General features: G+C 54.6%; 24 protein-coding genes. 8 read left to right on the top strand and 16 right to left on the bottom strand.

Annotated elements, in window-relative coordinates; translation table 11 throughout:
* Nucleotides 1-262: 262 nt before the first annotated feature.
* Genes PanJK_RS05550 through copC form a run of 3 tightly spaced genes read right to left on the bottom strand, consistent with a single transcriptional unit; the run spans nt 263 to nt 1,906 of the window.
* Entirely contained in the window at nt 263-610 is a 348-nt protein-coding gene (locus tag PanJK_RS05550; RefSeq protein ID WP_061718597.1) for a YebY family protein, read from the bottom strand.
* Nucleotides 611-643: 33 nt separating this feature from the next.
* Complete coding sequence (gene copD, locus PanJK_RS05545) at nt 644-1,525, bottom strand: copper homeostasis membrane protein CopD (protein ID WP_265297881.1); 882 nt, start codon at nt 1,523-1,525, stop codon at nt 644-646.
* A gap of 3 nt (nt 1,526-1,528) precedes the next feature.
* On the bottom strand, nt 1,529-1,906 hold the full coding sequence (gene copC / locus PanJK_RS05540) for a copper homeostasis periplasmic binding protein CopC (RefSeq protein WP_256696616.1): 378 nt from the start codon (nt 1,904-1,906) through the stop codon (nt 1,529-1,531).
* A 153-nt stretch (nt 1,907-2,059) separates the two neighbouring features.
* Here copC and PanJK_RS05535 point away from each other — a divergent pair, with 153 nt between their 5' ends.
* Together PanJK_RS05535 and exoX are read left to right on the top strand one after the other, a co-directional pair.
* Complete coding sequence (locus PanJK_RS05535; RefSeq protein WP_008110458.1) at nt 2,060-2,290, top strand: DNA polymerase III subunit theta; 231 nt, start codon at nt 2,060-2,062, stop codon at nt 2,288-2,290.
* A 3-nt stretch (nt 2,291-2,293) separates the two neighbouring features.
* The gene (gene exoX, locus PanJK_RS05530; RefSeq protein ID WP_008110459.1) at nt 2,294-2,962 is read left to right on the top strand and encodes an exodeoxyribonuclease X; all 669 of its coding nucleotides are present in this window, start codon (nt 2,294-2,296) and stop codon (nt 2,960-2,962) included.
* Here the strand turns inward: exoX and PanJK_RS05525 are convergent.
* The gene (locus PanJK_RS05525; protein ID WP_265297876.1) at nt 2,956-5,019 is read right to left on the bottom strand and encodes a prolyl oligopeptidase family serine peptidase; all 2,064 of its coding nucleotides are present in this window, start codon (nt 5,017-5,019) and stop codon (nt 2,956-2,958) included. The genes exoX and PanJK_RS05525 overlap by 7 nt on opposite strands.
* Nucleotides 5,020-5,158: 139 nt before the next feature.
* Entirely contained in the window at nt 5,159-5,800 is a 642-nt protein-coding gene (locus PanJK_RS05520; RefSeq protein ID WP_265297874.1) for a tellurite resistance TerB family protein, read from the bottom strand.
* Between the two features lie 161 nt (nt 5,801-5,961).
* On the opposite strand from PanJK_RS05520, the gene purT reads away from it, so the two are divergent.
* Entirely contained in the window at nt 5,962-7,140 is a 1,179-nt protein-coding gene (gene purT / locus PanJK_RS05515; RefSeq protein WP_265297872.1) for a formate-dependent phosphoribosylglycinamide formyltransferase, read from the top strand.
* A 41-nt stretch (nt 7,141-7,181) separates the two neighbouring features.
* Here purT and PanJK_RS05510 read toward each other — a convergent pair whose 3' ends face one another.
* Nucleotides 7,182-7,823, bottom strand: a complete 642-nt coding sequence (locus PanJK_RS05510) for a bifunctional 4-hydroxy-2-oxoglutarate aldolase/2-dehydro-3-deoxy-phosphogluconate aldolase (protein WP_265297870.1) — start codon at nt 7,821-7,823, stop codon at nt 7,182-7,184.
* 186 nt (nt 7,824-8,009) lie between these two features.
* Complete coding sequence (gene zwf / locus PanJK_RS05505) at nt 8,010-9,485, bottom strand: glucose-6-phosphate dehydrogenase (protein ID WP_036650196.1); 1,476 nt, start codon at nt 9,483-9,485, stop codon at nt 8,010-8,012.
* A gap of 372 nt (nt 9,486-9,857) precedes the next feature.
* Between zwf and hexR the strand changes: the two genes are divergently transcribed.
* The 3 genes from hexR (at nt 9,858) to PanJK_RS05490 (ending at nt 13,584) form a co-directional block, all read left to right on the top strand.
* Nucleotides 9,858-10,712 (top strand): transcriptional regulator HexR, encoded by an 855-nt coding sequence (hexR, locus tag PanJK_RS05500; RefSeq protein ID WP_265297865.1) that lies wholly within the window; start codon nt 9,858-9,860, stop codon nt 10,710-10,712.
* A gap of 107 nt (nt 10,713-10,819) precedes the next feature.
* Complete coding sequence (pyk, locus tag PanJK_RS05495) at nt 10,820-12,262, top strand: pyruvate kinase (protein ID WP_265297863.1); 1,443 nt, start codon at nt 10,820-10,822, stop codon at nt 12,260-12,262.
* Between the two features lie 86 nt (nt 12,263-12,348).
* Nucleotides 12,349-13,584, top strand: a complete 1,236-nt coding sequence (locus tag PanJK_RS05490) for an MFS transporter (protein WP_265297860.1) — start codon at nt 12,349-12,351, stop codon at nt 13,582-13,584.
* A gap of 24 nt (nt 13,585-13,608) precedes the next feature.
* On the opposite strand, the gene lpxM is transcribed toward PanJK_RS05490, so the two are convergent.
* The 3 genes from lpxM to znuA form a co-directional block, all read right to left on the bottom strand.
* Nucleotides 13,609-14,586 (bottom strand): lauroyl-Kdo(2)-lipid IV(A) myristoyltransferase, encoded by a 978-nt coding sequence (gene lpxM / locus PanJK_RS05485; RefSeq protein ID WP_265297857.1) that lies wholly within the window; start codon nt 14,584-14,586, stop codon nt 13,609-13,611.
* A 126-nt stretch (nt 14,587-14,712) separates the two neighbouring features.
* Complete coding sequence (gene mepM, locus PanJK_RS05480) at nt 14,713-16,041, bottom strand: murein DD-endopeptidase MepM (protein WP_265297855.1); 1,329 nt, start codon at nt 16,039-16,041, stop codon at nt 14,713-14,715.
* Nucleotides 16,042-16,054: 13 nt separating this feature from the next.
* A complete protein-coding gene (gene znuA / locus PanJK_RS05475; protein WP_265297853.1) occupies nt 16,055-17,026 on the bottom strand; it encodes a zinc ABC transporter substrate-binding protein ZnuA in 972 nt (323 codons plus the stop codon).
* A gap of 77 nt (nt 17,027-17,103) precedes the next feature.
* On the opposite strand from znuA, the gene znuC reads away from it, so the two are divergent.
* Nucleotides 17,104-17,859, top strand: a complete 756-nt coding sequence (znuC, locus tag PanJK_RS05470; RefSeq protein ID WP_265297852.1) for a zinc ABC transporter ATP-binding protein ZnuC — start codon at nt 17,104-17,106, stop codon at nt 17,857-17,859.
* On the top strand, nt 17,856-18,641 hold the full coding sequence (gene znuB / locus PanJK_RS05465; protein ID WP_061718584.1) for a zinc ABC transporter permease subunit ZnuB: 786 nt from the start codon (nt 17,856-17,858) through the stop codon (nt 18,639-18,641). Before znuC ends, znuB begins: the two co-directional genes overlap by 4 nt.
* A 6-nt stretch (nt 18,642-18,647) precedes the next feature.
* On the opposite strand, the gene ruvB is transcribed toward znuB, so the two are convergent.
* The 6 genes from ruvB to aspS form a co-directional block, all read right to left on the bottom strand.
* Nucleotides 18,648-19,652 carry a Holliday junction branch migration DNA helicase RuvB gene (gene ruvB / locus PanJK_RS05460; protein ID WP_265297848.1) on the bottom strand — a complete coding sequence of 335 codons (1,005 nt, stop codon included), beginning with the start codon at nt 19,650-19,652 and terminating at the stop codon, nt 18,648-18,650.
* Between the two features lie 8 nt (nt 19,653-19,660).
* Nucleotides 19,661-20,275, bottom strand: coding sequence for a Holliday junction branch migration protein RuvA (gene ruvA / locus PanJK_RS05455; RefSeq protein WP_007889559.1), 615 nt, complete (start codon nt 20,273-20,275; stop codon nt 19,661-19,663).
* A gap of 80 nt (nt 20,276-20,355) precedes the next feature.
* Nucleotides 20,356-20,883 carry a crossover junction endodeoxyribonuclease RuvC gene (gene ruvC, locus PanJK_RS05450; RefSeq protein ID WP_256696625.1) on the bottom strand — a complete coding sequence of 176 codons (528 nt, stop codon included), beginning with the start codon at nt 20,881-20,883 and terminating at the stop codon, nt 20,356-20,358.
* A gap of 37 nt (nt 20,884-20,920) precedes the next feature.
* Nucleotides 20,921-21,664 (bottom strand): YebC/PmpR family DNA-binding transcriptional regulator, encoded by a 744-nt coding sequence (locus PanJK_RS05445; protein WP_008110488.1) that lies wholly within the window; start codon nt 21,662-21,664, stop codon nt 20,921-20,923.
* Nucleotides 21,665-21,905: 241 nt separating this feature from the next.
* On the bottom strand, nt 21,906-22,337 hold the full coding sequence (gene nudB / locus PanJK_RS05440; protein WP_176971744.1) for a dihydroneopterin triphosphate diphosphatase: 432 nt from the start codon (nt 22,335-22,337) through the stop codon (nt 21,906-21,908).
* Nucleotides 22,337-24,118 carry an aspartate--tRNA ligase gene (gene aspS, locus PanJK_RS05435; RefSeq protein WP_265297839.1) on the bottom strand — a complete coding sequence of 594 codons (1,782 nt, stop codon included), beginning with the start codon at nt 24,116-24,118 and terminating at the stop codon, nt 22,337-22,339. Before aspS ends, nudB begins: the two co-directional genes overlap by 1 nt.
* Nucleotides 24,119-24,312 lie beyond the last annotated feature (194 nt).

Raw genomic sequence — 24,312 nt, 5'->3', positions numbered from 1 at the left:
TACCACGTAAAAAAGAGGCAAAAAAAGACCGAATACGATTCCTATATTCGGTCCAGGGAAATGGCTCTTTGAGAGCCGTGCGCTAAAAGTTGGCATTTTTGCAGGCGAGGACGCCTTGCCATTTAAAGGTAGACCAGGATTGAGGGTTTTCCAGCCAATCCACAGGTTTGATACGCAAAGGTGACAACTCTGTGATCGGAGTGACAGAACGAGAAAGCAAGCGTAGCGGCAGAATTGTGCGCTACGCCTGAGAATATAGGGATTACTTACCGCACAGTTGCTGCGCGCGGTCGATGATCGGTTGCAGACTCATTTTCTGGCCTGGATGGGCTTTATCAACGGCGACAATGGTGTCGATCGATTGCAGTGTGCCCTGCCCGGCCGTTTTGCGCGCAAAGGCTTTATCGTTGAGCGGATACTGCAACAAAGTGCCCGGGTTAATCGCGAACAGCGCGCCGTCTTTCTCGCAGGTCAACATCACCTCTTCGCGGGTGAAGGGCCATTTGTCTTTTCCAATCTCAAAACGGCTGACGGTAATAATCTGTGCCGCCATCGCCTGGCTGCACAGCGCCATCAATACGCAAGCTGGAATCAGTTTCTTCAGCAAAATATCGACCTCATTTCATCTTCTTTAATGACACATTCAGGTCGGTGACAGTGTGGCAAACACGCTCACCAATCCAATAACAATAACGGCCAGCAGCAGCTCAAGCTGCGTCAAGCGAATAAACAGATGCGCTGCATTGCTGGCCGCCAGGCGAAAGCGCGGCACCAGCAGATATCGATTGGTTAACGCGATAGCGATCATCAGCATGACCAGCAGCACCTTCACCACCAGCAACTCGCTCCACAGCGTAACTTGCCAATTTAGCGGTGAACCGGCAATCAGCAAGCTATTGATCGTGCCCGTCAGCAGCGCTAACGCTACTGCAAGGTGGCCGTAACGCGAGAAGCGCATCATGCAGCGTATCGCATCAGTGCGAAAGGCAATCTGCCGCGCTTCACGCATCAGCACTAACAGTGGCAATAATCCGCCCGTCCAGAATGCAGCTGCAATTAAATGCAGCGCGTGATTGCCTTGTTGCAGTAATCCAGGCCAGCCATCGCGCATCGCCGCATGCCCAACGCCGGCTAAAGCCATCAGCTGCAAGAGGCCGCTGCACAACAGCAGATTTTGCCGCAGTGTGCCACGTAGCAGCAGCGCTAACGTGCTCAGCAGTGCGAAGGCAATTTCCCAGCGCCAAACCTGACCGAAGCGCGTGCTGAGCACCGCTTGCCAGGTTACCCTGTCACTGACATTTCGCCAGTCGCCGCTCATCAAGCCGGTTTGCGTTGCCAGCATCAGCACCGCGCTGAACAAACTCAGCAGCGCGCTGGTACGTAAAATTAAACCTAAACGTTGTGATAGCAGCGGACGATAGCGGCGCGGTGCCAGCAGCGCGGTATAGAAGGCGCTACCAGCGAGCAGCAGCACCGACAAAAAATGCAGCGCTCGCAAGCCAACCCACAACGTGCTCAAACTCATCAATCACTTCACGCTGAAGGTGTAGCTGCCTGTGGTTTTATGCCCATCAACGGACAGCACGTGCCAGTTAACCTGATAATTGCCCGATGGCAGCGGCTGGCTGATCGGCACAATCAACTGATCATGGTGTTTATCGTTGAGTGTGGCTTTCCCGACCGCCACCGGCTGATGTTGAGCATTGAGCACATCTACGCCACTGAATGCCGCTTCAACATCTTCGGTAAAGGTCAGCGTTAAATTCTGCGGGGAGGTTTCCACCACCGCTTTATCGGCGGGGACCGGTGTTTTCAGGTGAGCATGCGCAATGGCAAACTGGCTGAAGGCCAGCGTTGATGACGCCAGAAGTAGCGCGACGATCGAGTTGAACGCAGTTTTCTTCATGACTTCTTCCCTTTTAAATACGGCAAACCACCGTAAACGTGGCAGCAGGATACGCCGCCGACCCAAAGCTGTCGAGACTTGCGGTGCGATCCAATTCCCTTGATCCTAGGGTCCGAAACCATTACTTTTGCCCCTGTTTATCAGGAGAAAAGCATGAGCCAAAACCTTGCCCTGCTCTCGCAGGAAGAGAAAGACAAAGTGAATGTCGATCTGGCCGCCGCAGGCGTTGCATTTAAAGAGCGTTACAATATGCCGGTGATTGCCGAAATGGTGGAACGCGAGCAACCCGAAGCGCTGCGTGACTGGTTTCGTCAGCGCTTAATGAACTATCGCCAGGCCTCGCTTAGCCTGTCGCGCCTGCCTTACGAACCTAAGCAGAAGTAATTTATGTTACGTGTTATTGATACCGAAACCTGCGGCCTGCAGGGCGGCGTGGTGGAAGTGGCGTCGGTAGATGTCATTGATGGTCAGATCGTTAATCCAATGAGCGACTTAATCTGCCCGGATCGCCCCATCAGCCGTCAGGCGATGGCGGTACATCGTATTACCGAAGCGATGGTGGTGGGCAAACCCACCATTGAAGAAGCGATTGGCCGCTACCACGGCAGTCCGCATTACGTGGCGCACAACGCCAGCTTTGATCGCCGCATGTTGCCCACCATGCCCGGCGAATGGATCTGCACCATGACGCTGGCGCGTCAGTTGTGGCCTGGCATTAAATACGGCAATCAGGCGCTGCGTCATAGCCTGAAGCTGGATGTCACACCACCGGCCGAACTGCATGCGCACCGCGCATTGTATGACTGCTACGTCACCGCTGCGCTGCTGATCCGCATTATGGAAACCTCAGGCTGGAACGCCGAGCAAATGGCGAATTTATGCCAGCCCGCGCCGGTGAGCGGCGATGTGTTCCCGTTCGGCAAATATCGCGGTCAGAGCATTGGCAGCATCGCGCGCAAAGATCCCGGCTATCTGCGTTGGGTGCTGGAAAATGTGCGCGATTTGCGCCCACCGTTGCGGCAGGCGCTGCGCAAGTATGTGAAGAGCGATCAGTAATCGACGCGGTCTGGCAGGCTGCCCTGCGCCAGGCCGATCAGGAAAGTGAACTCCTGTGCCACACCTTCATACGCTTTGAAACGACCCGATTTGCCGCCGTGACCAGAATCCATCTCAGTACAGAGTAACAGCAGCGAATCGTTGGTTTTCAGCTCGCGCAGTTTCGCCACCCACTTAGCCGGTTCCCAATACTGCACCTGTGAATCGTGCAGGCCGGTGGTGACCAGCAAATGCGGATAGGCTTTGGCTTCGATGTTGTCATACGGGCTGTATTGACGGATGAGGTGATAGAACTCCGCCTGTTCAGGATTGCCCCACTCATCGTATTCGCCGGTGGTCAGCGGAATCGTTGGATCGAGCATGGTAGTGACCACATCCACAAATGGTACCTGCGCCACCACGCCGTGGAACAGATCTGGTGCCATGTTCACCACTCCGCCCATCAGTAATCCTCCGGCGCTGCCGCCCATCGCGTAGAGCTGCTGACGATTGCCATACCCTTTCGCCACCAGCGCTTCGGTGACATCAATAAAATCAGTGAAGCTGTTGATTTTATTCTTCAGGCGGCCACCGTCATACCATTGCTGGCCGAGTTCGCCGCCGCCGCGCACATGAATAATGGCGTAGACGAAGCCGCGCTCGAGCAAGCTGATGCGGCTGGTGCCAAAGCTGGCATCCATGCTGCTGCCGTAAGCACCGTAACCGTACACCAGCAACGGATTGTTGCCGCGCTGGAAATGCTTGCGGTGATAGACCAGCGAAACCGGCACTTCCGTGCCATCGCGCACCGTGATCCACAGATGCTCGCTTTTATAATCCTCAGATTTAAAGCCCGGCACCGGCGTGCGCTTTAGCACACGGCGATCGCCGGTTTCCATGTTCAGTTCGAACAGGGTGGTTGGCATGGTCATTGAAGAGTAGCCATAGCGCAAGGTGTCGCTTTCCGGCGAAGGATTGTAGGCAAGCCAGGTGACATAGGCCGGGTCGTCAAAGGCGATACCGAAGCTTTCGCCGCACTCCCAGTTAATCTGCCGCAAGGTGTTCACGCCGTGCTGACGCTCTTCCACCACCAGCCAATGGCGGAACAGCTGGAAATCCTCCAGCACCACGTTGTGACGCGCCGGGATCAGCGATTGCCAGCGCGCTTCCGCCAGCCACGCGCTGCGATAGAGACCGAAGTTTTTACCGTCGCGATTCGAGCGGATGTAGAACTGATGATTGTAGTGATCGATGCTGTATTCGTGGTCACGGCGACGTGGGCAAAATGTTTGCGGCTGCGCATCCGGATATTCAGCATCGATCAGCAGAATTTCGCTGGTGTTGGTGCTATATAGCGCAATCAGAATGAAGTGCTCGGAGGTGGTTTTGTGCACGCTCACGTGGAAGGAATCATCCTTCTCTTCATACACTAGCTGATCGTCAGATTGCGGATGTCCCAGCTCATGGCGCCAAACCTGATACGCCAGCAGCGTTTTCGGATGCTTACGCACGTAATAGAGCGTACGGGAATCGTTGGCCCAGGCAACGCTGGAGGATGCATTGGTCAGCAGTTCCGGATACCAGCTGCCGCTCTGCAGATTACGGAAGCGAATGCCGTATTGACGGCGCGACAGGAAATCTTCCGCTAACGCCATCACCTGATTGTCTGGCGTAATCGCCAGCGCGCCCATGGTGTAAAAATCACTGTGCGCGGCGCGTTGGTTACCATCGAGCAACAGCTGCCACGGCTCCTCAGCCGGCGCGTCTAGCGGCTGGCGGAAATAGGCGGGATATTCGTTGCCCACTTCATAACGGCTTTGATAGCGATAACCATTTTTCACATAGGGCACCGAGTGATCCTGCGGCGGAATACGGTCGACGATCTCTTTCAGCACCCGTTCCTGCAGCGGATTCTGCGACGCCATCATGGCGCGGCCATAATCATTTTCGGCATGCAGATGGGCCAGCACTTCTGGATTCTCGCGGTCGTCATCACGCAACCAGTGATAATTGTCGATGCGCGTTTCACCGTGCAGATTCATGGCATGGGGAATTTTTTTCGCGTGTGGCTGATTCATTAGGCTCTTCTCACTGAAGGACAACATTCAGCAAGCGTGGCACTAATCGCGCGTGATGCCAAGCTGCACGCAGCATCACTTTGCGCAGGGCAAATCAGACAGGGAAAACGAAGGCTGCAGATGCAACCTTCGTAGGGGATTACGCGGCTTTTTCCGCGTCGATATCACGCTGAATACCGTCGCGCACATCCTGGGGAATTTTCAGCGCATCGCCGAGCGCGGAGAGATAGCTGCGCTCCATAAAGTGGTCGACATCAATGGCGGCACAGCTGAGGAAATAGAGCTCCAGCGCCTCTTCTTCGTTTTTAACATCAGCGGCCAGCCAGTTGGGATCGAGCGGGCGATTCATTGCCTGCTGAATCAACGCTTCGGCTTGCGCGCCGTAGCCCGCCTGCTGAATGTTTTGCTCAATCGCGGCGCGCTCCTGATCGTCAATATGACCGTCACTTTTCGCCGCGAACACCAGCGCCGTGACTAATCGCTCTGCACGTTGATCCATCGGCGTTTGCAGCTGACCAAAGCCCGCATCGTCCTGATGGGTTTCACGTATGCGCTGTTTGTACTTATTCCGCAGTAGCGCGCCCGCCGCCGCGCCGCCGCCCAACAACAAGGCTTTGCCGCCATATTTGGTCAGCAGCTTACGCGTGGATTTACTGCCCACCAGCAATCCCGCCAGCCCGCCCAATGCGCCGGGTGCCAGCATGTCACTTAAGCCGCCCGATTTTCCGTCACCGCCCTTCTTCGCCAGCACCGATTGAATTTGCTGTAGCCAATTACTCATCGTTTAACTCCCGTTTAATTTTCCGTTCTCCATGCTGCCGCAGGCTATGTCAGTTAACGTCAGAGCGGGAAAAGTATGGCAAACCTGATCGTGGCGAAAGCGTGAGTACGCAAACGTTTTCGTTTATACTGCGCGCGCATTTTGACTGCTAAGGTGAAATTATGACGACTCTCGGAACCGCGCTGCGCCCTGCCGCTACGCGTGTCATGCTGTTAGGTTCAGGCGAATTAGGCAAAGAAGTGGCACTAGAGTGCCAGCGTCTGGGTGTGGAAGTGATTGCGGTGGATCGTTACGCCGATGCCCCAGCGATGCACATGGCGCATCGCAGCTATGTGATCAACATGCTGGACGGTGACGCGCTGGCCGCATTGATTGCCCAGGAAAAGCCGCACTTCGTGGTGCCTGAAATTGAAGCCATCGCCACCGAAAAACTGCTGGAGCTGGAAGCCCAAGGTCAGAAAGTGGTGCCAACCGCACGCGCCGCACGTCTGACCATGAACCGCGAAGGCATTCGTCGTCTGGCAGCGGAAGAGTTGTCGTTACCGACCTCGACTTACCAGTTTGCTGACAGCAAAGAGAATTTTGTGGCCGCCGCTGAAGCGATTGGATTCCCGTGCATCGTTAAGCCGGTGATGAGCTCATCCGGTAAAGGCCAGAGCTTTATCCGCGAAGCCAGCCAGCTGGACAAAGCCTGGGATTATGCGCAGCAAGGCGGACGTGCCGGTGCGGGCCGCGTGATCGTTGAAGGCGTGGTGAAGTTTGATTTCGAGATCACTTTGCTGACCATCAGCGCGGTGGATGGCATCCACTTCTGCGCGCCGATTGGTCATCGTCAGGAAGATGGCGATTATCGTGAATCATGGCAGCCGCAGCAGATGAGTGAACTGGCGCTGCAACGCGCGCAGGATATCGCCGCCAATGTGGTGAAAGCGCTGGGCGGATACGGCCTGTTTGGCGTGGAGCTGTTCGTCTGTGGTGATGACGTGGTGTTCAGCGAAGTGTCACCGCGTCCGCACGATACCGGTATGGTTACGCTGATTTCGCAGGATCTGTCTGAGTTCGCGCTGCATGTGCGCGCCTTCCTCGGTCTGCCAATTGGCGGTATCCGTCAATACGGCCCTGCGGCGTCGGCAGTGATTTTGCCTGAGCTGAACAGCCAGAACGTGCAATTCGGGAATATCGAAGCGGCGCTGGGTGCCGGGTTGCAGCTGCGCCTGTTTGGTAAGCCGGAGATTGCCGGTCAGCGCCGTTTGGGTGTGGCGTTGGCGACCGGTGAAAACACCGATGACGCTATCGCGCGCGCCGTTGCCAGTGCGGCAGCGGTGAAAGTGGAAGGTTAAGTGTAAGTTGAAAGGTCGCCATGAATGGCGACCCTACCAATTTATGCACGCGCCCCTTCAACCGCTTCACGCGCCAGACGCGTAATACGATCCCAGTCACCGCTTTCCAGCGCATCATTCGGTACCAGCCACGAACCGCCGATACACAGCACGCTTTTCAGCGCCAGATAATCACGATAGTTCGCTGGCGAGATGCCACCGGTTGGGCAGAAACGCACCTGCGGGAACGGACCACCAATCGCTGATAATGCTTTCACGCCACCATTGGCTTCCGCCGGGAAGAATTTGAACTCACGCAGGCCGTAATCCATGCCGGTCATCAGTTCTGAAACCGTGCAGATACCTGGTATCAATGGCACCGGGCCTTCAACCGCCGCTTTCAGCAGCGATTCCGTCAATCCTGGGCTGATAACAAACTGCGCACCGGCATCAGTGACTTCTTTCAGTTGCTGCGTGTTGATCACCGTGCCCGCACCAACAATCGCTTCCGGTACTTCTTTAATCATGGCGCGCAGTGCGTCCATCGCCACCGGGGTACGCAGCGTAACTTCCAGCACGCGCACTCCGCCCGCAACCAGCGCTTTCGCCATCGGCACGGCGTGTTCCAACTTGTTCACCACGATGACCGGCACGACCGGGCCAGTTTTCAGGATCTGTTCAGCACTTGTTTTCCAGTTCTTCATCACGTTTCCTTAGTTGCATCAGCCCGGCGTTTAGCCACGCTGTCAATAATTGGGGTCTACCATACAAGATCGGCTGGAGCGGCGTCCATCGGATATCAAAATTTTTTGAAACTCAGGTTCACTTTTAAGAAAAATGAATTTTGGCCGAAAAAAAGCCCGCACATTGGCGGGCTCAGCATTAGGTCTTTATTCAAACTCGTTCCAGGAACGGCCATCGCGGGTAATCATCGCGACTGAGGCAACCGGTCCCCACGTTCCCGCCTGATACGGCTTCGGCGCTTCGGCATCGGCATTCCAGGCATCGATGATCGAATCCACCCAACCCCACGCCGCTTCCACTTCATCACGACGCACAAACAGCGCCTGAATACCGCGCATGGTTTCCAGCAGCAAACGCTCGTAAGCATCAGCCAGATGTGACTGGTTAAAGGTTTCGGAGTAACTCAGATCCAGCTTAGTGGTCTGCAGTTTATGCTTGTGGTCGAGTCCCGGCACTTTGTTGAGGATTTCGATATCCACACCTTCGTCCGGCTGCAGACGAATGGTCAACTTGTTCTGCGGCAGTTCAGCGTACGAATCTTTGAATAGGTTCATCTCAGGATTCTTGAAGTACACCACCACTTCAGAGCATTTGGTTGGCAAGCGCTTGCCGGTGCGAAGATAGAACGGCACGCCAGCCCAACGCCAGTTGTCGATATCCACGCGGATAGCCACGAAGCTTTCAGTGGCGCTCTGCTTGTTCGCGCCCTCTTCTTCCAGATAGCCTGGCACTTTCTTGCCCTGCACAAAGCCGGCGGTGTACTGACCACGCACGGTTTTCTCGCGCACGTTGGTTTGATCAATACGACGCAGTGAGCGCAGCACTTTTACTTTTTCATCACGAATCGCATCCGCGCTCAAATCAGACGGCGGCGACATGGCAATCATGGTAAGGATCTGCAACAGGTGGTTCTGGATCATGTCACGCATCTGGCCAGCTTTGTCGAAGTAGCCCCAACGGCCTTCGATACCGACCTCTTCCGCCACGGTGATCTGCACGTGATCGATGGTGCGATTGTCCCAGTTGTTGACGAAGATGGAGTTGGCAAAACGCAGCGCCAGCAGGTTGAGCACCGTCTCTTTACCCAGATAGTGGTCAATACGGAACACCTGACCTTCTTCAAAGTATTTGCCAACGCTGTCATTGATCTCTTGCGAGGTTTCCAATGAGGTGCCGAGCGGCTTTTCCATCACCACGCGCGCCGGTTTGGCGTTCAGCTTGGCGGCGCCCAAACCGTCACAGATCGCGCCAAAGGTGCTTGGCGGCATGGCGAAGTAGTTGATGGTGACGCGGTTTTTCTGGTCAAGCATTTTGCCCAGTTTGGTGAAATGCGAGGTGTCATTTACGTCGAGGTTACAGAAGTCGAGACGGCTACTGAGTGTGTCCCACAGCGCTTCATCGATCTTCTCTTTCATGAAGGTTTCCAGCGCTTCACGTACCACTTTGGTGTACGCGGCTTTGTCCCAATCCGCGCGACCCACGCCAATAATGCGAGTGGTTTCATGAATCTGACCGGCTTTTTCCAACTGATACAGTGATGGCAACAGTTTACGGCGCGCTAAATCGCCTTTGGCACCGAAAATCACCAGATCGCATGCCTGGGCTGTTTGTGTAACCGCCATTTTCCTCTCCTCGTTGCAGGATATACCCGGTTTGAGCGTTCTCATCACGCCGGGTCCTTATTGTAATTTTCTTACAGCACAATGTACGTTTTTCGCCGGTTCAGGACAACCCGAACACCGCGTTTTGCTGGCGTTAACTGTGAACGTAATAAAGGTGTTAAGTGTGTTGTAGCGTGCCATTTGAGCACATTTTCTGTTTCGATATTTGTCGTGGCAAAACACGTCAGCGATCAAAGTATCGCAAAAAATTCGCGTTTACATTTGTCCTCCGCTGCGTGCGAGGTGCTATTACACGGTATATTCTTGGGAATTGGCAGCGATTTCATTGATTGATGAACGCGGAAAAGTTATTGACGCTCATTAGGTTAAACCATGCTGGAACAAATTCAGGCGCAACTCGATGCGTTAAGTAAATCAGAACGTAAAGTCGCAGAACAAATTCTCGCTGCGCCGCAGCAGGCGATGCACTCCAGCATCGCCACGCTGGCACGCGCCGCTGACGTCAGCGAACCGACGGTGAATCGCTTCTGCCATCGTATGGGGTCGCGCGGCTTTCCTGACTTCAAATTGCAGCTCGCACAGAGCCTGGTGAAAAGCCCGAACTGGGTGAGCCGCGATGTGGAAGAAAATGACAGTGTGGAAAGTTATAGCCACAAAATTTTTGATTCCGCATTAGCGGGCCTTAGCCGCGTTCGCCAGCAGCTCGATTCTCAGGTCACTCGCCAGGCCGTTCAGGCCTTATCAAACGCCCATAAAATTGCCTTCTTTGGTCTTGGCGCCTCCGCCGTCGTCGCGCATGACGCCACCAATAAATTTTTGCGTTTTAATCTGCCGGTCATCTGGTCAGAGGATATTGTGATCCAGCGCATGAGTTGCATAAATAGTGGTCCAAATGATGTGTTTGTTCTCATCTCGCATACTGGTCGCACCAAAAATATGGTAGAACTGGCTCGCCTGGCGCGTGTAAACGCTTCCACTGTGCTGGCTATCACTTCTCCGGGTTCCCCGCTGGCGGCAGAAGCCACACTGGCTTTGGCGCTCGACGTGCCCGAAGATACCGATATCTACCTGCCAATGGTTTCCCGCCTCGCACAATTAACCGTGATTGATGTTCTGGCGACAGGGTTTACCCTTGAGCGCGGCGCCGCTTTCCGTGAAAATTTGAAACGGGTGAAAGAAGCGCTGAAAGATTCACGCCTGGAGAAACAGGCGCAGGAAAATAATTAACATCACATTCACAATGTGAGTCGAATCACAGCCCATCGATCATATAGAATAGATGAACACTACGTGTCACTTGAGAGCGACACGATACTTTGCTAACGGAGTCCTTCATGTCCAGACGTCTCAGAAGAACCAAGATCGTTACAACCCTCGGTCCAGCCACCGATCGCGACAACAACCTCGAAAAAATCATCGCGGCGGGTGCTAACGTTGTACGACTTAACTTCTCCCACGGCACACCGGAAGATCATCATCAGCGCGCCAACAAAGTCCGTGAAATCGCGGCGAAGCTGGGACGTCATGTGGCGATCCTTGGCGACCTGCAAGGTCCAAAAATTCGCGTCTCCACCTTCAAAGAAGGCAAAGTGTTCCTTAACGTCGGCGATCGTTTCCTGCTGGACGCTGACTTAAGTAAAGGCGAAGGCGATAAAGAAAAAGTCGGTATCGACTATAAAGGACTGCCAGAAGATGTGGTGCCAGGCGACATCCTGCTGCTGGACGACGGTCGCGTACAGCTGAAAGTGTTGGAAGTTCAGGGCGTAAAAGTGTTCACCGAAGTCACCGTCGGCGGCCCGCTGTCTAACAATAAAGGTATTAATAAACTCGGCGGCGGCCTCTCTGCCGACGCGCTGACCGAAAAAGATAAGGTTGATATCGTTACCGCCGCGAAAATCGGCGTGGATTATCTGGCCGTCTCCTTCCCACGTAACGGCGAAGATATGAATTACGCCCGCCGTCTGGCGCGCGACGCCGGTTGCGATGCCAAACTGGTGGCGAAAGTGGAACGTGCTGAAGCCGTTGCCTCACAGGAAGCGATGGATGACATCATCCTCGCCTCTGACGTGGTGATGGTTGCGCGCGGCGATTTGGGTGTCGAGATTGGCGATCCTGAACTGGTGGGTATTCAGAAAGCGTTGATTCGTCGCGCGCGTCAGCTGAACCGCACCATCATCACTGCCACGCAGATGATGGAATCGATGATCACCAATCCAATGCCAACGCGTGCCGAAGTCATGGACGTGGCGAACGCCGTTCTGGATGGTACCGATGCAGTGATGCTGTCGGCGGAAACCGCTGCAGGCCAGTATCCGGCTGAAACCGTATCAGCGATGGCGAAAGTGTGCCTCGGCGCAGAGAAAATCCCGAGCGTTAACGTTTCTAAGCACCGTCTGGAAGTGCAGTTCGATAACGTTGAAGAAGCGATTGCCATGTCGGCGATGTATGCTGCCAACCATCTGCAAGGGGTTTCAGCCATCATCACCATGACTGAATCGGGCCGTACCGCGCTGATGACTTCACGTATCACTTCCGGTTTGCCGATCTTCGCCATGTCACGTCATGAACGTACGCTGAACCTGACCGCGCTGTATCGTGGCGTTACGCCGGTGTTCTTCGACAGCAATAATGATGGTGTTGCCGCCGCACACGATGCAGTAAACCTGCTGCGCGAAAAAGGTTTCCTGGTTTCAGGCGACCTGGTGATTGTTACCCAGGGCGATGTGATGTCGACCACGGGCACCACCAATACCAGCCGTGTACTGCGCGTAGATTAATACGCACCACCCACAGCGGCTGTAACAACATGGACAAACGCGACTGCCTGGCAGTCGCGTTTTTATTTTTTTGACAAGGAGGCCAGATGGCCCTCTATCAACCTATTACTCAACTCACCGGGCGCGTGCTGCTGTTTCCACTCGCGCTGGTGCTATTTGAGTTCGCCACCTATATCGCGCATGACATGATCCAGCCCGGCATGCTGCTGGTGACGTCTGAATTCAGTGTCGGCCCGGAATGGGTATCTACCTCGCTAACCGCGTATCTAATGGGTGGCGTGGTGCTGCAATGGCTGCTTGGTCCGCTCTCGGACAAATATGGCCGCCGTCCAGTATTGCTGTTTGGCATTCTGTTCTTTGCCGCCGCCTGTATTTTGACGACGTGGGTCAGCAGTATTGAAGAGTTTGTCGCGCTGCGTTTTGTGCAGGGCATTAGCCTGTGCTTTATTGGCGCAGTCAGCTATGCGGCGGTGCAGGAAGCCTTTGACGAAGCGCTGGCGGTGCGCATGATGGCGCTAATGGCCAACGTCGCGCTGCTGGCACCGTTAGCCGGCCCGCTGGCCGGTGCGGCATGGCTTACCGTTGGCGAGTGGCGCAGCATGTTCTGGCTGTTTGCGATTTGCAGCGTGATTGCGTTTGCCCTGCTGTGGCGCGTAATGCCGGAAACGGCAGGCGATCGCAGTCACTCTATCGCCCTGCCAACGCTGGCGCGCGGCTATGCGCGTTTGGCGCGCGATCGTCAGGTGATGTACGGATCCTTTGCGATTGGTTTGGTGTTTATCCCGATCCTGACATGGGTGGCGCTGTCGCCCGTGATTCTGATGCACGATGAAGGCTTGTCGCGCATGCAATATGCGCTGCTGCAGTTGCCGGTATTTCTGGCGATGATTGCCGGCAATATCACGCTCGGAAAACTGGCGGGACGCGTGCCGATTGAACAGCCGGTGAAGTTTGCTGCGTGGCCAATCCTGACTGGTCTGAGCATTTCGCTGCTGGCGAACTTGCTGGATAGCCACACCTATCTGCTACTGACTGCCGGTTTAAGTCTGTACGCTTTCGGCGCGGGCATGGTGAATGCCGGTCTGTACCGTCTGACGCTTTATTCTAGCAACGAAGGCAAAGGCAGCGTGGCGGCGATGCTCGGCATGATCAGCATTCTGACCTTAGCAGTCGGGATTGAGCTGGCGAAAAGCGGCTACTTCAGCGGCGGCACACCATGGTTTAGCGGAATTAACTTCGTGGCTGGCGTATTGTGGTTTGGGCTGGTGACGCTGTTCCTGCGCGAACGTAAGCGTCGTAGTCATGTGGCAGCAATAGAATGACAAAGGGGCCAAACGGCCCCTTAATTATTTTTTACGTGGATAAAGATCTTTGCGCGCGTAAGGTTCAATATCACCTTCCTTACGCGTTTTTAGCAGCTTCAAAATCCAGGTGTACTGTTCTGGATGTGGGCGCACAAACACCTCTACTTCTTCATTCATGCGGCGCGCCAACGTATTGTCATCGGCATCCAGTAAGTCATCCATAGGCGGACGCACATAGATTTCCAGACGATGGGTTTCGCTGTTATACACCGGGAACAGCGGCACCACCCGTGCACGGCACACTTTCATCAAGCGGCCGACTGCCGGCAAAGTTGCTTTATAAGTGGCAAAGAAATCCACAAACTCGCTGTGCTCCGGGCCGTGATCCTGGTCCGGCAGATAATAGCCGTAATAACCCTGACGCACCGATGCGATAAACGGCTTAATGCCGTCATTACGCGCATGCATGCGGCCGCCAAAACGGCGTCGCACGGTATTCCACAAATAATCCATTAACGGATCACTTTGATTGTGGAACATCGCCGCCATCATCTGGCCTTCAGACGCCAGCAGCATCGCCGGAATATCCACGCCCCAACCATGCGGCACAAGGAAAATAACGTTCTCTTTGTTTGCCCGCAGTTGCTCGATGATTTCCCGGCCGTGCCAGTCAACACGCTTACGCACATGTTCGGGATTGCGCAATCCAAGTTCAACCATCATCGCCATCGCCTGCGGTGCGGTGGCAAACATACGATCAGCAATCTCTTCGCGCTGCGCTTCACTCAATTCCGGCAGGCAATAATAGAGATTGATCAGCGCACGGCGGCGCGCACTTTTCGCCAGTTTACCGGCGAACTTGCCCAATCCGCCCAGAATCGGATCGCGCACTTTGGCCGGAAGTAATGCCATGCCGGCCAGCGCACCAATCGCCAACCAACTTCCCCAGTATTTAGGCATTAAAAAAGAACGTTGAAAAACGGGAATAAACTCACTGTTATTTTTCTTTCGGGTTTCCATGCACTCGCCTCTGACAATGACCGGTCAATAATAGTGACGATGGTTAATTTTGCAATCTTCATGCGCCAGATAGCAAAAAACCGACGAAGAATCCGTCGGTTTTTTAGTGTTACGCGCAATAATGCGTTATTTCAACGTCAACTGCGGCAACCAGGTTTTGACTTGCGCCATGTAAGTGCTGCGATCTTTACCCGTCAGCCCTTCCATGCGCGGCAGTTTTGCCGTCAATGGATTCACTGCCTGATTGTTGATCCATACTTCATAGTGCAGATGCGGGCCGGTTGAACGTCCGGTGTTACCCGAAAGCGCAATACGATCGCCGCGTTTCACTTTTTGTCCTGGTTTCACCAGCGCTTTACTCAAGTGCATATAACGCGTCATGTACTGACGACCGTGACGAATTGCCACGTAATTTCCGGCAGCACCGCCGTTTTTCGCCATCACCACTTCACCATCACCCACGGCTAACACGGGCGTACCAATCGGCAGCGCGAAGTCGACACCTTTATGCGGTGCAATGCGGCCGGTTACTGGGTTAAGGCGACGCGGATTGAAGTTAGAAGAGACACGATACTGCTTAACCGTTGGGAAACGCATAAAGCCACGCGCTAAACCTGATGCGTTGCGATCGTAGAACTTACCGTCTTCCGCGCGGAAAGCGTAATAATCTTTGCCGCCGGTGCGTAAACGCACGCCCAGAAGTTGGCTTTGAGCACTTTTGCCATCGAGCATTTCACGTGACATCAATACACTGAAATCATCACCGGCCCGCAGTTTGCGAAAGTCCATTTGCCACTGCATTGCTTTAATGACGTTGCTGGTTTCTGCGCTGGTCAAACCCGCACGTTGCGCGCTGGCGGCAAAGCTACCGCGCACTTCACCTTTCAAGACGCTGTTACGCCACTCACCCTTTTGCAGCTCCTGCTGCATCTTAAAGCTGCCGTTGTCGGCGCGCTGATAAGTACGGGTTTCACGACGATCGATTTCCCAGCTGAAGGTTTGCAGTTGACCATCGGCATCCAGCGTCCAGCTAAGCTGCTGACCAACGCGCATGTTACGCAAATCTTTATCGCTGCTGACCAGTGCATTGATGTCGCCCATCTCAATACCGTATTGATTTAACGCGCTGCTCAGCGTATCGCCTGAAGAGACGGTGTAATCATGTACGTTGGGATTGTCCGGAACGTCTTTATCGATGTCGTCAGCAGGAATATCGTCCGCTGGCTCTTCCGTCGTCTGATCAATCGGCTCGCTGGCTTCGGGCAACAGCGTACGCAGTTCGTCTTTATCCAACGCGATGGTTTTCACGATGGGCGCAACATCACGCGGATGGTAAACGTAAGGCCGCCATACGGCGACGGCCAACGTAACAACGGTTAATGAACCCAGCATAACGCGGTGGGGGCGCGGCAAATTATTAAATGCGAGGGCGACAGAGCGGGCTATCTGCTGCACTTTTACCTATTCCTCATGCTCCATTCAGGCAGCTCGCATACTGGCTCGACAACTGTGAAAGGAATTTCACGTAGCTGTCTTTGGATAAGCTGATGTCCATTCCCAATGGATCTAACGTGCCTTTACGCACGGAAGTTCCACGGGACACGGCATCGATGACGGCCGGTCTGAATTGTGGTTCAGCGAAAACGCAAACGGCTTTCTGCTCAACCAACTGTGTTCGTATTTGATGTAAACGCTGGGCGCCCGGCTGGATCTCAGGATTGACGGTAAAATGACCTAAAGGCGACAAACCGTAATGTTTTTCAAAGTAGCTGTAAGCGTCGTGAAAAACGAAATAACCCTTGTTCCGCACAGGCGCGAGTTGCGCGCCGATGTGTTTGTCTGCATCGGCTAATTCTGCCTTAAATTCCTGCAGATTAGCGTCAAGTTTGGCTTTGCTTTGCGGCATAAGTTCCAATAATTTTCCATGGATTGCAACCGCAGTTTGTAAGGCCATGTCAGGAGACATCCACAGGTGCATATTAAACTGTCCGTGGTGATGATGCGCATGAGACACGTCCTGGTGTTCGGGGTTTTCTGAGTCATGATCGTGATCGTGACCGTGCTCATGTTCATCATCGTCATCGTCGCCGCTAATCAAAAGCGGTTTTATACCCGGCAAAGCGGCAATTTCGAGGTTTTTATTGGCGGGTAATTCGGCCGCGGACTTCGTTAGAAAGGCTTCCATTTCTGGCCCGGTCCATACAACTAAGTCTGCGTTTTTAATACGTTTTACATCGGAAGGACGTAAGGCATAATCATGCTCTGATGCGCCATCAGGCAGCAATACTTCAACCGGCGTAATGCCATCTGCGATAGCCGCTGCGATAAATCCGAGAGGTTTGATTGAAGCGACAACTGCAGAGTGCGCGGGTAACGCGCTTGTGGCGGCAATTGCCGCAGCAGTAAGGGTGAAAATAAGGCGCTTTTTATTGTGTAACATAATACGTCATTCCATCGTGACCCGTTGATGGAATGTGATATTATAACATTCGAAATTCAATGCAACCCGTAAATAACATGCCGCCACTTGTTACCCTTGAAAACATTTCTGTGAAATTCTCCCAGCGTCCAGTGCTTGCAGGCATTAGCCTTATACTTGAGCCGGGAAAAATTCTCACGCTGCTCGGCCCGAATGGCGCCGGCAAATCCACGCTGGTGCGCGCGGTGCTGGGGCTGCTCAAACCCACCAGCGGCAGCGTCAAGCGTGCCACTGATTTGCGTATCGGTTATGTGCCGCAAAAATTGCACATTGACCCGACATTACCGATCACCGTAGAACGCTTTATGCGTTTGTCCCGTGGCACCAAACGCGATGCCATTTTGCCGGCGCTGAAGCGCGTTCAGGCTGGACATCTGCTGCACGCGACGCTGCAAAAACTCTCCGGCGGTGAAACCCAGCGAGTGCTGCTGGCGCGCGCATTGCTTAATGAGCCGCAGTTGCTAGTACTCGATGAACCAACTCAAGGCGTTGACGTCAACGGCCAGGTTGCGCTGTACGATTTGATCGATCAATTGCGCCGCGAACTGAACTGTGGCGTGCTGATGGTTTCACACGACCTGCATCTGGTGATGGCGAAAACCGACGAAGTGTTGTGTCTCAACCATCACATCTGCTGTTCCGGCACGCCAGAAGCGGTGTCACAACATCCCGAATTTATTGCGATGTTTGGCCCACGCGGCGCGCAGCAGCTGGCGATTTATCGTCATCATCATAATCACCGTCACGATTTACAGGGACGCATTGTTCTGCGCAAAGGAAATGGCCCGTCATGATTGAACTGTTATTACCTGGCTGGCTTGGCGGCGTTTTGCTGGCGCTGGCAGCCGGTCCACTTGGCTCGTTTGTGGTTTGGCGCCGTATGTCCTACTTTGGCGATACGCTTGCGCATGCATCCTTGCTGGGTGTGGCGTTTGGTTTGCTGCTTAACGTGAATCCCTACTATGCGGTGATTTTGGTGACCGTGTGTCTGGCGTTGGGATTAGTATGGCTGGAGCGTCGCCCGCATCTGGCCATCGACACTCTGCTCGGTATTATGGCGCACAGCGCGCTGTCGTTGGGTCTAGTGGTTGTCAGTCTGATGCAAGGCGTGCGTGTTGACCTGATGGCTTATCTGTTTGGCGATCTGCTGGCGGTGACGCCCGATGACTTATGGATGATGGGCGGCGGCGTGGCGATTGTACTGGCGGTGATGGCGTGGCAGTGGAATTCACTGTTGTCGATGACCATCAGCCCGGAGCTGGCGCAGGTCGATGGCGTCAACATTCAGCGCACGCGTTTGATGCTGATGCTGGTGACGGCATTAACCATCGGCGTGGCAATGAAGTTTGTGGGTGCCTTGATCATTACATCGCTGCTGATTATCCCGGCGGCGACGGCACGTCGCTTCTCGCGCTCACCGGAACAGATGGCCGGTTTTGCGGTGATTGCCGGTATTATCGCGGTGACCGGCGGACTCACCTTCTCCGCCACCTATGATACGCCAGCCGGTCCTTCGGTAGTGTTATGCGCCGCGGTGTTGTTCATCATCAGCATGGCAAAAAAACCGGCGGCATAACGCCGGTTACTCTTCGCGACTGATGCTAAAGTGTTTATAAGCATGCTGCGTTGCCATTCGGCCGCGTGGCGTGCGTTGAATGAATCCTTGCTGGATCAGGAAGGGTTCAATCACATCTTCGATAGTTTCACGCTCTTCGCCGATTGCCGCAGCCAGATTATCTAAGCCAACCGGACCACCCGAGAACTTATCGATAATCGCCAGCAGCAATTTGCGATCCATATAATCAAAACCCTGGCTGTCGACGTTAAGCATATCCAGCGCGCTGGCTGACACTTCGCCGCTCAGATTGCCGTTGGCACGCACTTCCGCAAAGTCACGCACGCGGCGCAGCAGGCGGTTTGCGATACGCGGCGTACCGCGCGCACGACGTGCAATCTCTAACGCGCCCTCTTCACTCAACGCCAGGCCAAGACAGGCCGCGCTACGGCCAACGATGTGCTGCAGATCGGGGACGTTGTAGAACTCAAGGCGCTGCACGATGCCGAAGCGGTCACGCAGTGGCGAGGTTAAAGAACCGGCGCGCGTGGTGGCGCCAATCAGGGTAAACGGCGGCAGATCGAGCTTAATCGAACGCGCCGCGGGACCTTCACCGATCATGATATCCAGTTGATAATCTTCCATCGCCGGATACAGCACTTCTTCAACCACCGGCGACAGGCGATGGATCTCATCGATAAACAGCACATCATGCGGCTCAAGATTGGTAAGCATCGCCGCCAGATCGCCGGCTTTTTCCAGCACCGGTCCGGAGGTCGTGCGCAGATTGACGCCCATTTCGTTGGCGACAATATTAGCCAGCGTGGTTTTACCCAATCCCGGCGGGCCGAAAATCAGCAGATGATCGAGGGCATCGCCACGCAGTTTCGCCGCCTGGATGAAAATCTCCATCTGCTCGCGCACCTGCGGCTGACCAACATATTCTGTCAGCAGCTTGGGACGAATGGCACGATCGAGTGTTTCTTCTTCGTTAAAGGAACTGCCCGAGATCAGGCGATCGGCTTCAATCATGCTTTACCTCAAATAGCTGCGCGCAGGGCTTCACGAATCAGGGTTTCGCAATCCGCATCCGGTTTACCGACTTTGCTGATCATCCGGCTGGCTTCCTGCGGTTTATAGCCGAGAGCCACCAGCGCTGAAACCGCTTCGGCTTCAGCATCGTTATTGTCTTGTGCGGCGGAAGGCGTGGTCAACGTAAAGGTTGAATCACCACCAAACAGATCGCCGTGCATGCCGATAAAGCGATCTTTCATCTCCACAATCAAACGCTCAGCGGTTTTTTTACCCACGCCCGGCAGTTTGATCAGAGAGGCAATCTCTTGTCGCTCAACGGCAGTCACAAATTGCTGCGCTGACATGCCCGACAAAATCGCCAGCGCCAGTTTAGGCCCAACGCCATTCACCTTGACCAGCTCGCGGAACAGCGTGCGTTCCTGCTTGTTGTTAAAACCGAACAGCAGCTGCGCATCTTCACGCACTACGAACTGAGTGAAGATGATCGCTTCCTGATTGATCTCCGGCAGCTCGTAAAAGCAGGTCATTGGCATGTGCACTTCATAACCGACACCATGCGCCTCAATCAACACCAGCGGCGGCTGTTTTTCCAGAATGTTGCCTCGTAAACGACCAATCACCTGAGCAGTTCCTTAATCTGTAAGTAAGCCTGAGTTTATAGCATAAAAAAGGCTGGATGAATATCCAGCCTTGGCGTTTGCTAACCCGATCGCATGCGCCCGCGCGTCATCACCAATTTGGTGTCACTCATGCGCACCGCATTTTGGCTCATATGGCAATGCGTGATGGCGATGGCCAGCGCATCGGCGGCATCCGCTTGCGGATTGGCTGGCAGTTTCAGCAAGGTTCGCACCATATGCTGTACCTGACTTTTCTCTGCGCCGCCGGTGCCGGTGACGGTTTGCTTCACCTGACGCGCCGCATATTCAAACACCGGCAAATCATGATTCACCGCCGCGACAATCGCTGCACCGCGCGCCTGGCCCAGCTTGAGCGCTGAGTCCGCATTCTTCGCCATAAACACCTGCTCGATGGCGAAATAGTCGGGTGAGAACTGCGTGATGATTTCGCTAACGCCTGCGTAGATCAGTTTGAGGCGCGTCGGCAAATCGGTGACGCTGGTGCGGATACAGCCGCTGCCCAGATAGGTAAGCTGGCGGCCGGTTTGGCGGATAACACCGTAACCGGTGACGCGCGAGCCGGGATCGATCCCGAGAATTATCGCCACAGCGCGTCTCCGGTGAGTGGGGTTTTAAGCAACGCCATTACAGCGTTTCTGCGATCTCATCAGAGATTTCACCGTTATGGTAAACTTCCTGCACGTCGTCACAGTCTTCCAGCATGTCGATCAGGCGCAGCAGTTTCGGCGCAGTTTCGGCATCCATTTCGGCTTTGGTGGAAGGGATCATCGAGACTTCAGCCGAGTCAGCTTTCAGACCGCCCGCTTCCAGCGCATCACGCACTGCACCCATCTCTTCCCATGCGGTGAAGACATCAATCGCGCCGTCGTCATAGGCCACAACGTCTTCTGCACCGGCTTCCAGCGCCGCTTCCATTACTGCATCTTCGTCCTGACCTGGCGCGAAGGAGATAACACCCTTTTTGCTGAACAGGTAAGCAACAGAACCGTCAGTACCGAGGTTGCCACCGGTTTTGGTGAAGGCATGGCGCACTTCGCCCACGGTACGGTTACGGTTGTCGCTCAGGCACTCAATCATTACTGCTGAGCCGCCCGGACCGTAACCTTCATAAATGATGGTTTCCATGTTGGAATCATCTTCACCGCCCACGCCGCGTGCGATAGCACGGTTCATGGTGTCGCGCGTCATGTTGTTAGACAGCGCTTTGTCCATCGCTGCGCGCAGACGTGGGTTAGAACCCGCATCGCCACCGCCCAGCTTCGCGGCGGTGACCAGCTCGCGAATGATTTTGGTGAAGATTTTACCGCGCTTAGCGTCCTGAGCAGCCTTGCGGTGCTTGGTGTTCGCCCATTTACTGTGTCCAGCCATCTTACATTCTCTCCGATCTTTTACTGGGTGCAGGCTATCTTACTTGCGATCTTGTCCCCCGGCAGTGCTCGCAATCCTCACGTACATAAGTACGCTCCGGTTGCTGTGCGCTGGCGGTGAACAACCTCGCGGCGCCGATTACGCCTGACTGTTCGATATTGTTCGGTGCGTTGGTATCAAACACACCAGATTCATAAAACTTAATGCATTCGCCACGGGAAAAACGCGCGGCGGCGAGCATTCAGATAAATTCTTCAATTGCCTGGCGGTTACTCCAGGACTTGGTGAGGGCTGCGGCAGCGGCGGGTTCGAGCCAGCGCGCGGCGAGATGCTCGGTGAGCAGCAGCTCGCGCTCTGCGGGTATCGCCAATCTGAACCAGTGCTCGCGATTGTGCGTGGTGCCCGGTGCGTAACGATGGCGATAGTGCGGGAAGATCTCAAACTCGATTTGCTTGTGGCAATCGTCCAGCACTAACTTTTCGTGCGCAATATCGATGGCAAGTTCTTCTAACACTTCGCGCTGAGCCGCCTGGCGCGGGGTTTCGCCCGCTTCCAGGCTGCCAGTGACCGATTGCCAGAAGCTGTCGTCATCACGTCGCTGCAGCATTAACACCCGGCCGGTATCGCGGGCAAAAATCACCACCAGCACCGAAACCGGATGTTTAAAGCCCATTACTTGTTCTCTGTCTTTTCTTTCTTCGGCGCCACCAGAATGCCGAGGTCCAGCAACGCAGCTGGATTGGCTTCGCTTGGGGCTTCGGTCATCATGCACGCTGCGGCGGTGGTTTTCGGGAACGCGATCACATCACGGATGTTATCGGTGCCGGTCAACAGCATGGTCAGACGATCCAGACCGAACGCCAGGCCCGCGTGCGGCGGCGTACCGTATTTCAGTGCGTCGAGCAGGAAGCCAAACTTCTCACGCTGCTCTTCTTCGGTGATACCGAGAATACTGAATACCGTCTGCTGCATTTTTCCGCTGTGGATACGTACGGAACCGCCGCCCACTTCGTAGCCGTTAATCACCATATCGTAGGCATTGGCCACCGCTTGTACCGGATCGGTTGCCAGCTCTTCTGCGCTCAGGTCTTTCGGCGACGTGAACGGATGGTGCATCGCTGCCAGGCCGCCCTCTTCATCTTCCTCAAACATGGGGAAGTCGATTACCCACAATGGCGCCCAGGCTTTGTCATCAGTGATCTGCAGATCGCGGCCCACCTTCAGACGCAGCGCGCCCAGCGCATCTGCTACCACTTTAGCGCGGTCCGCGCCGAAGAAGATCAGATCGCCATCTTGTGCGCCCGTGCGGTCGAGAATGTCTTCAACGATTTCTGCGCTGAGGAACTTGGCAACCGGGCTTTGAACGCCTTCGAAGCCTTTGGCGCGTTCGTTGATCTTCATCCACGCCAGACCCTTGGCGCCGTAGATTTTGACAAATTCGCCGTACTCATCGATTTGCTTACGCGTCAGCGCAGCGCCGCCCGGTACGCGCAGGGCCGCCACGCGGCCTTTGGCATCGTTGGCCGGACCGGCAAACACCTGGAACTCCACGTTTTTCAGCAGATCGGCAACGTCCACCAGCTCCATCGGGTTACGCAGGTCTGGCTTATCGGAACCGTAACGGTTCATCGCTTCCGCAAAGGTCATCTGCGGGAAGTCACCGAGATCCACGCCTTTGATGTTGATCCACAGTTCACGAATCAGACGTTCCATCTTTTCACGCACCTGCTCGGCGGTCATGAAAGAGGTTTCCACGTCGATCTGGGTGAATTCTGGCTGACGATCGGCACGCAGATCCTCGTCACGGAAACACTTAACGATCTGATAGTAGCGGTCAAAACCCGACATCATCAGCAGCTGTTTGAACAGCTGTGGCGACTGCGGCAGCGCGTAGAATTTGCCTTTATGCACACGGCTTGGCACCAGATAGTCACGCGCGCCTTCAGGCGTAGCTTTGGTCAGCATTGGCGTTTCGATATCGAGGAAGCCCTGGTCGTCCATAAAGCGACGCACGAAGCTGGTAATTTTAGCGCGGGTTTTCAAACGCTGCGCCATTTCCGGACGACGCAGGTCCAGATAGCGATAGGTCAGGCGCGCTTCTTCGCTGTTCATCTGGTTAGAGTCCAGCGGCAGCGGTTCAGCACGGTTGATGATGTTGAGCTCATGAGCAAACACTTCGACTTCGCCGGTTGCCATGTCGCTGTTTTTATTCTTTTCGTCACGTGCACGCACGGTGCCGGTGATCTGGATACAGAATTCGTTACGCAGCTCAGATGCCAGCTGGAAAGCGTCCTGACGATCGGCATCGAAGAACACCTGTGCGATACCTTCACGGTCACGCATATCGATAAAAATCAGGCTACCCAGATCGCGACGGCGATTTACCCAGCCGCAGAGAGTGACTTGCTGACCCACGTGAGACAGATTGAGCTGTCCGCAATATTCTGTACGCATAACGTATCCTTTTAACTTCGCCGCTGCTGCCAGACAACATCAGGCCGCGTAACCTTCTGAGATGCTGTCGCAAAAAAGGCGGCTATTATAATGGAAAAACCCAGGCAGGATAAGTGGAGCCCGATCAAAGCGGACAAAACATTATGCTTTATCGCGCTGTTTTTCCTGCCGACATCAAAACAGGGTACATTAAG

Origin of the sequence: Pantoea sp. JK (assembly GCF_026130245.1) — a bacterium.
Lineage (GTDB): Bacteria > Pseudomonadota > Gammaproteobacteria > Enterobacterales > Enterobacteriaceae > Pantoea > Pantoea trifolii.
This window is presented reverse-complemented; position numbering and strand designations above follow the sequence as displayed.

Excerpts from the sequence above, each read along its gene's own strand:
- copD (WP_265297881.1), bottom strand. The coding sequence starts at position 1,525 with ATGAGTTTGAGCACGTTGTGGGTTGGCTTGCGAGCGCTGCATTTTTTG.
- copC (WP_256696616.1), bottom strand. The coding sequence starts at position 1,906 with ATGAAGAAAACTGCGTTCAACTCGATCGTCGCGCTACTTCTGGCGTCA.
- PanJK_RS05535 (WP_008110458.1), top strand. The coding sequence starts at position 2,060 with ATGAGCCAAAACCTTGCCCTGCTCTCGCAGGAAGAGAAAGACAAAGTG.
- exoX (WP_008110459.1), top strand. The coding sequence starts at position 2,294 with ATGTTACGTGTTATTGATACCGAAACCTGCGGCCTGCAGGGCGGCGTG.
- PanJK_RS05525 (WP_265297876.1), bottom strand. The coding sequence starts at position 5,019 with ATGAATCAGCCACACGCGAAAAAAATTCCCCATGCCATGAATCTGCAC.
- PanJK_RS05520 (WP_265297874.1), bottom strand. The coding sequence starts at position 5,800 with ATGAGTAATTGGCTACAGCAAATTCAATCGGTGCTGGCGAAGAAGGGC.
- purT (WP_265297872.1), top strand. The coding sequence starts at position 5,962 with ATGACGACTCTCGGAACCGCGCTGCGCCCTGCCGCTACGCGTGTCATG.
- PanJK_RS05510 (WP_265297870.1), bottom strand. The coding sequence starts at position 7,823 with ATGAAGAACTGGAAAACAAGTGCTGAACAGATCCTGAAAACTGGCCCG.
- zwf (WP_036650196.1), bottom strand. The coding sequence starts at position 9,485 with ATGGCGGTTACACAAACAGCCCAGGCATGCGATCTGGTGATTTTCGGT.
- hexR (WP_265297865.1), top strand. The coding sequence starts at position 9,858 with ATGCTGGAACAAATTCAGGCGCAACTCGATGCGTTAAGTAAATCAGAA.
- pyk (WP_265297863.1), top strand. The coding sequence starts at position 10,820 with ATGTCCAGACGTCTCAGAAGAACCAAGATCGTTACAACCCTCGGTCCA.
- PanJK_RS05490 (WP_265297860.1), top strand. The coding sequence starts at position 12,349 with ATGGCCCTCTATCAACCTATTACTCAACTCACCGGGCGCGTGCTGCTG.
- lpxM (WP_265297857.1), bottom strand. The coding sequence starts at position 14,586 with ATGGAAACCCGAAAGAAAAATAACAGTGAGTTTATTCCCGTTTTTCAA.
- znuA (WP_265297853.1), bottom strand. The coding sequence starts at position 17,026 with ATGTTACACAATAAAAAGCGCCTTATTTTCACCCTTACTGCTGCGGCA.
- znuC (WP_265297852.1), top strand. The coding sequence starts at position 17,104 with ATGCCGCCACTTGTTACCCTTGAAAACATTTCTGTGAAATTCTCCCAG.
- znuB (WP_061718584.1), top strand. The coding sequence starts at position 17,856 with ATGATTGAACTGTTATTACCTGGCTGGCTTGGCGGCGTTTTGCTGGCG.
- ruvB (WP_265297848.1), bottom strand. The coding sequence starts at position 19,652 with ATGATTGAAGCCGATCGCCTGATCTCGGGCAGTTCCTTTAACGAAGAA.
- PanJK_RS05445 (WP_008110488.1), bottom strand. The coding sequence starts at position 21,664 with ATGGCTGGACACAGTAAATGGGCGAACACCAAGCACCGCAAGGCTGCT.
- nudB (WP_176971744.1), bottom strand. The coding sequence starts at position 22,337 with ATGGGCTTTAAACATCCGGTTTCGGTGCTGGTGGTGATTTTTGCCCGC.
- aspS (WP_265297839.1), bottom strand. The coding sequence starts at position 24,118 with ATGCGTACAGAATATTGCGGACAGCTCAATCTGTCTCACGTGGGTCAG.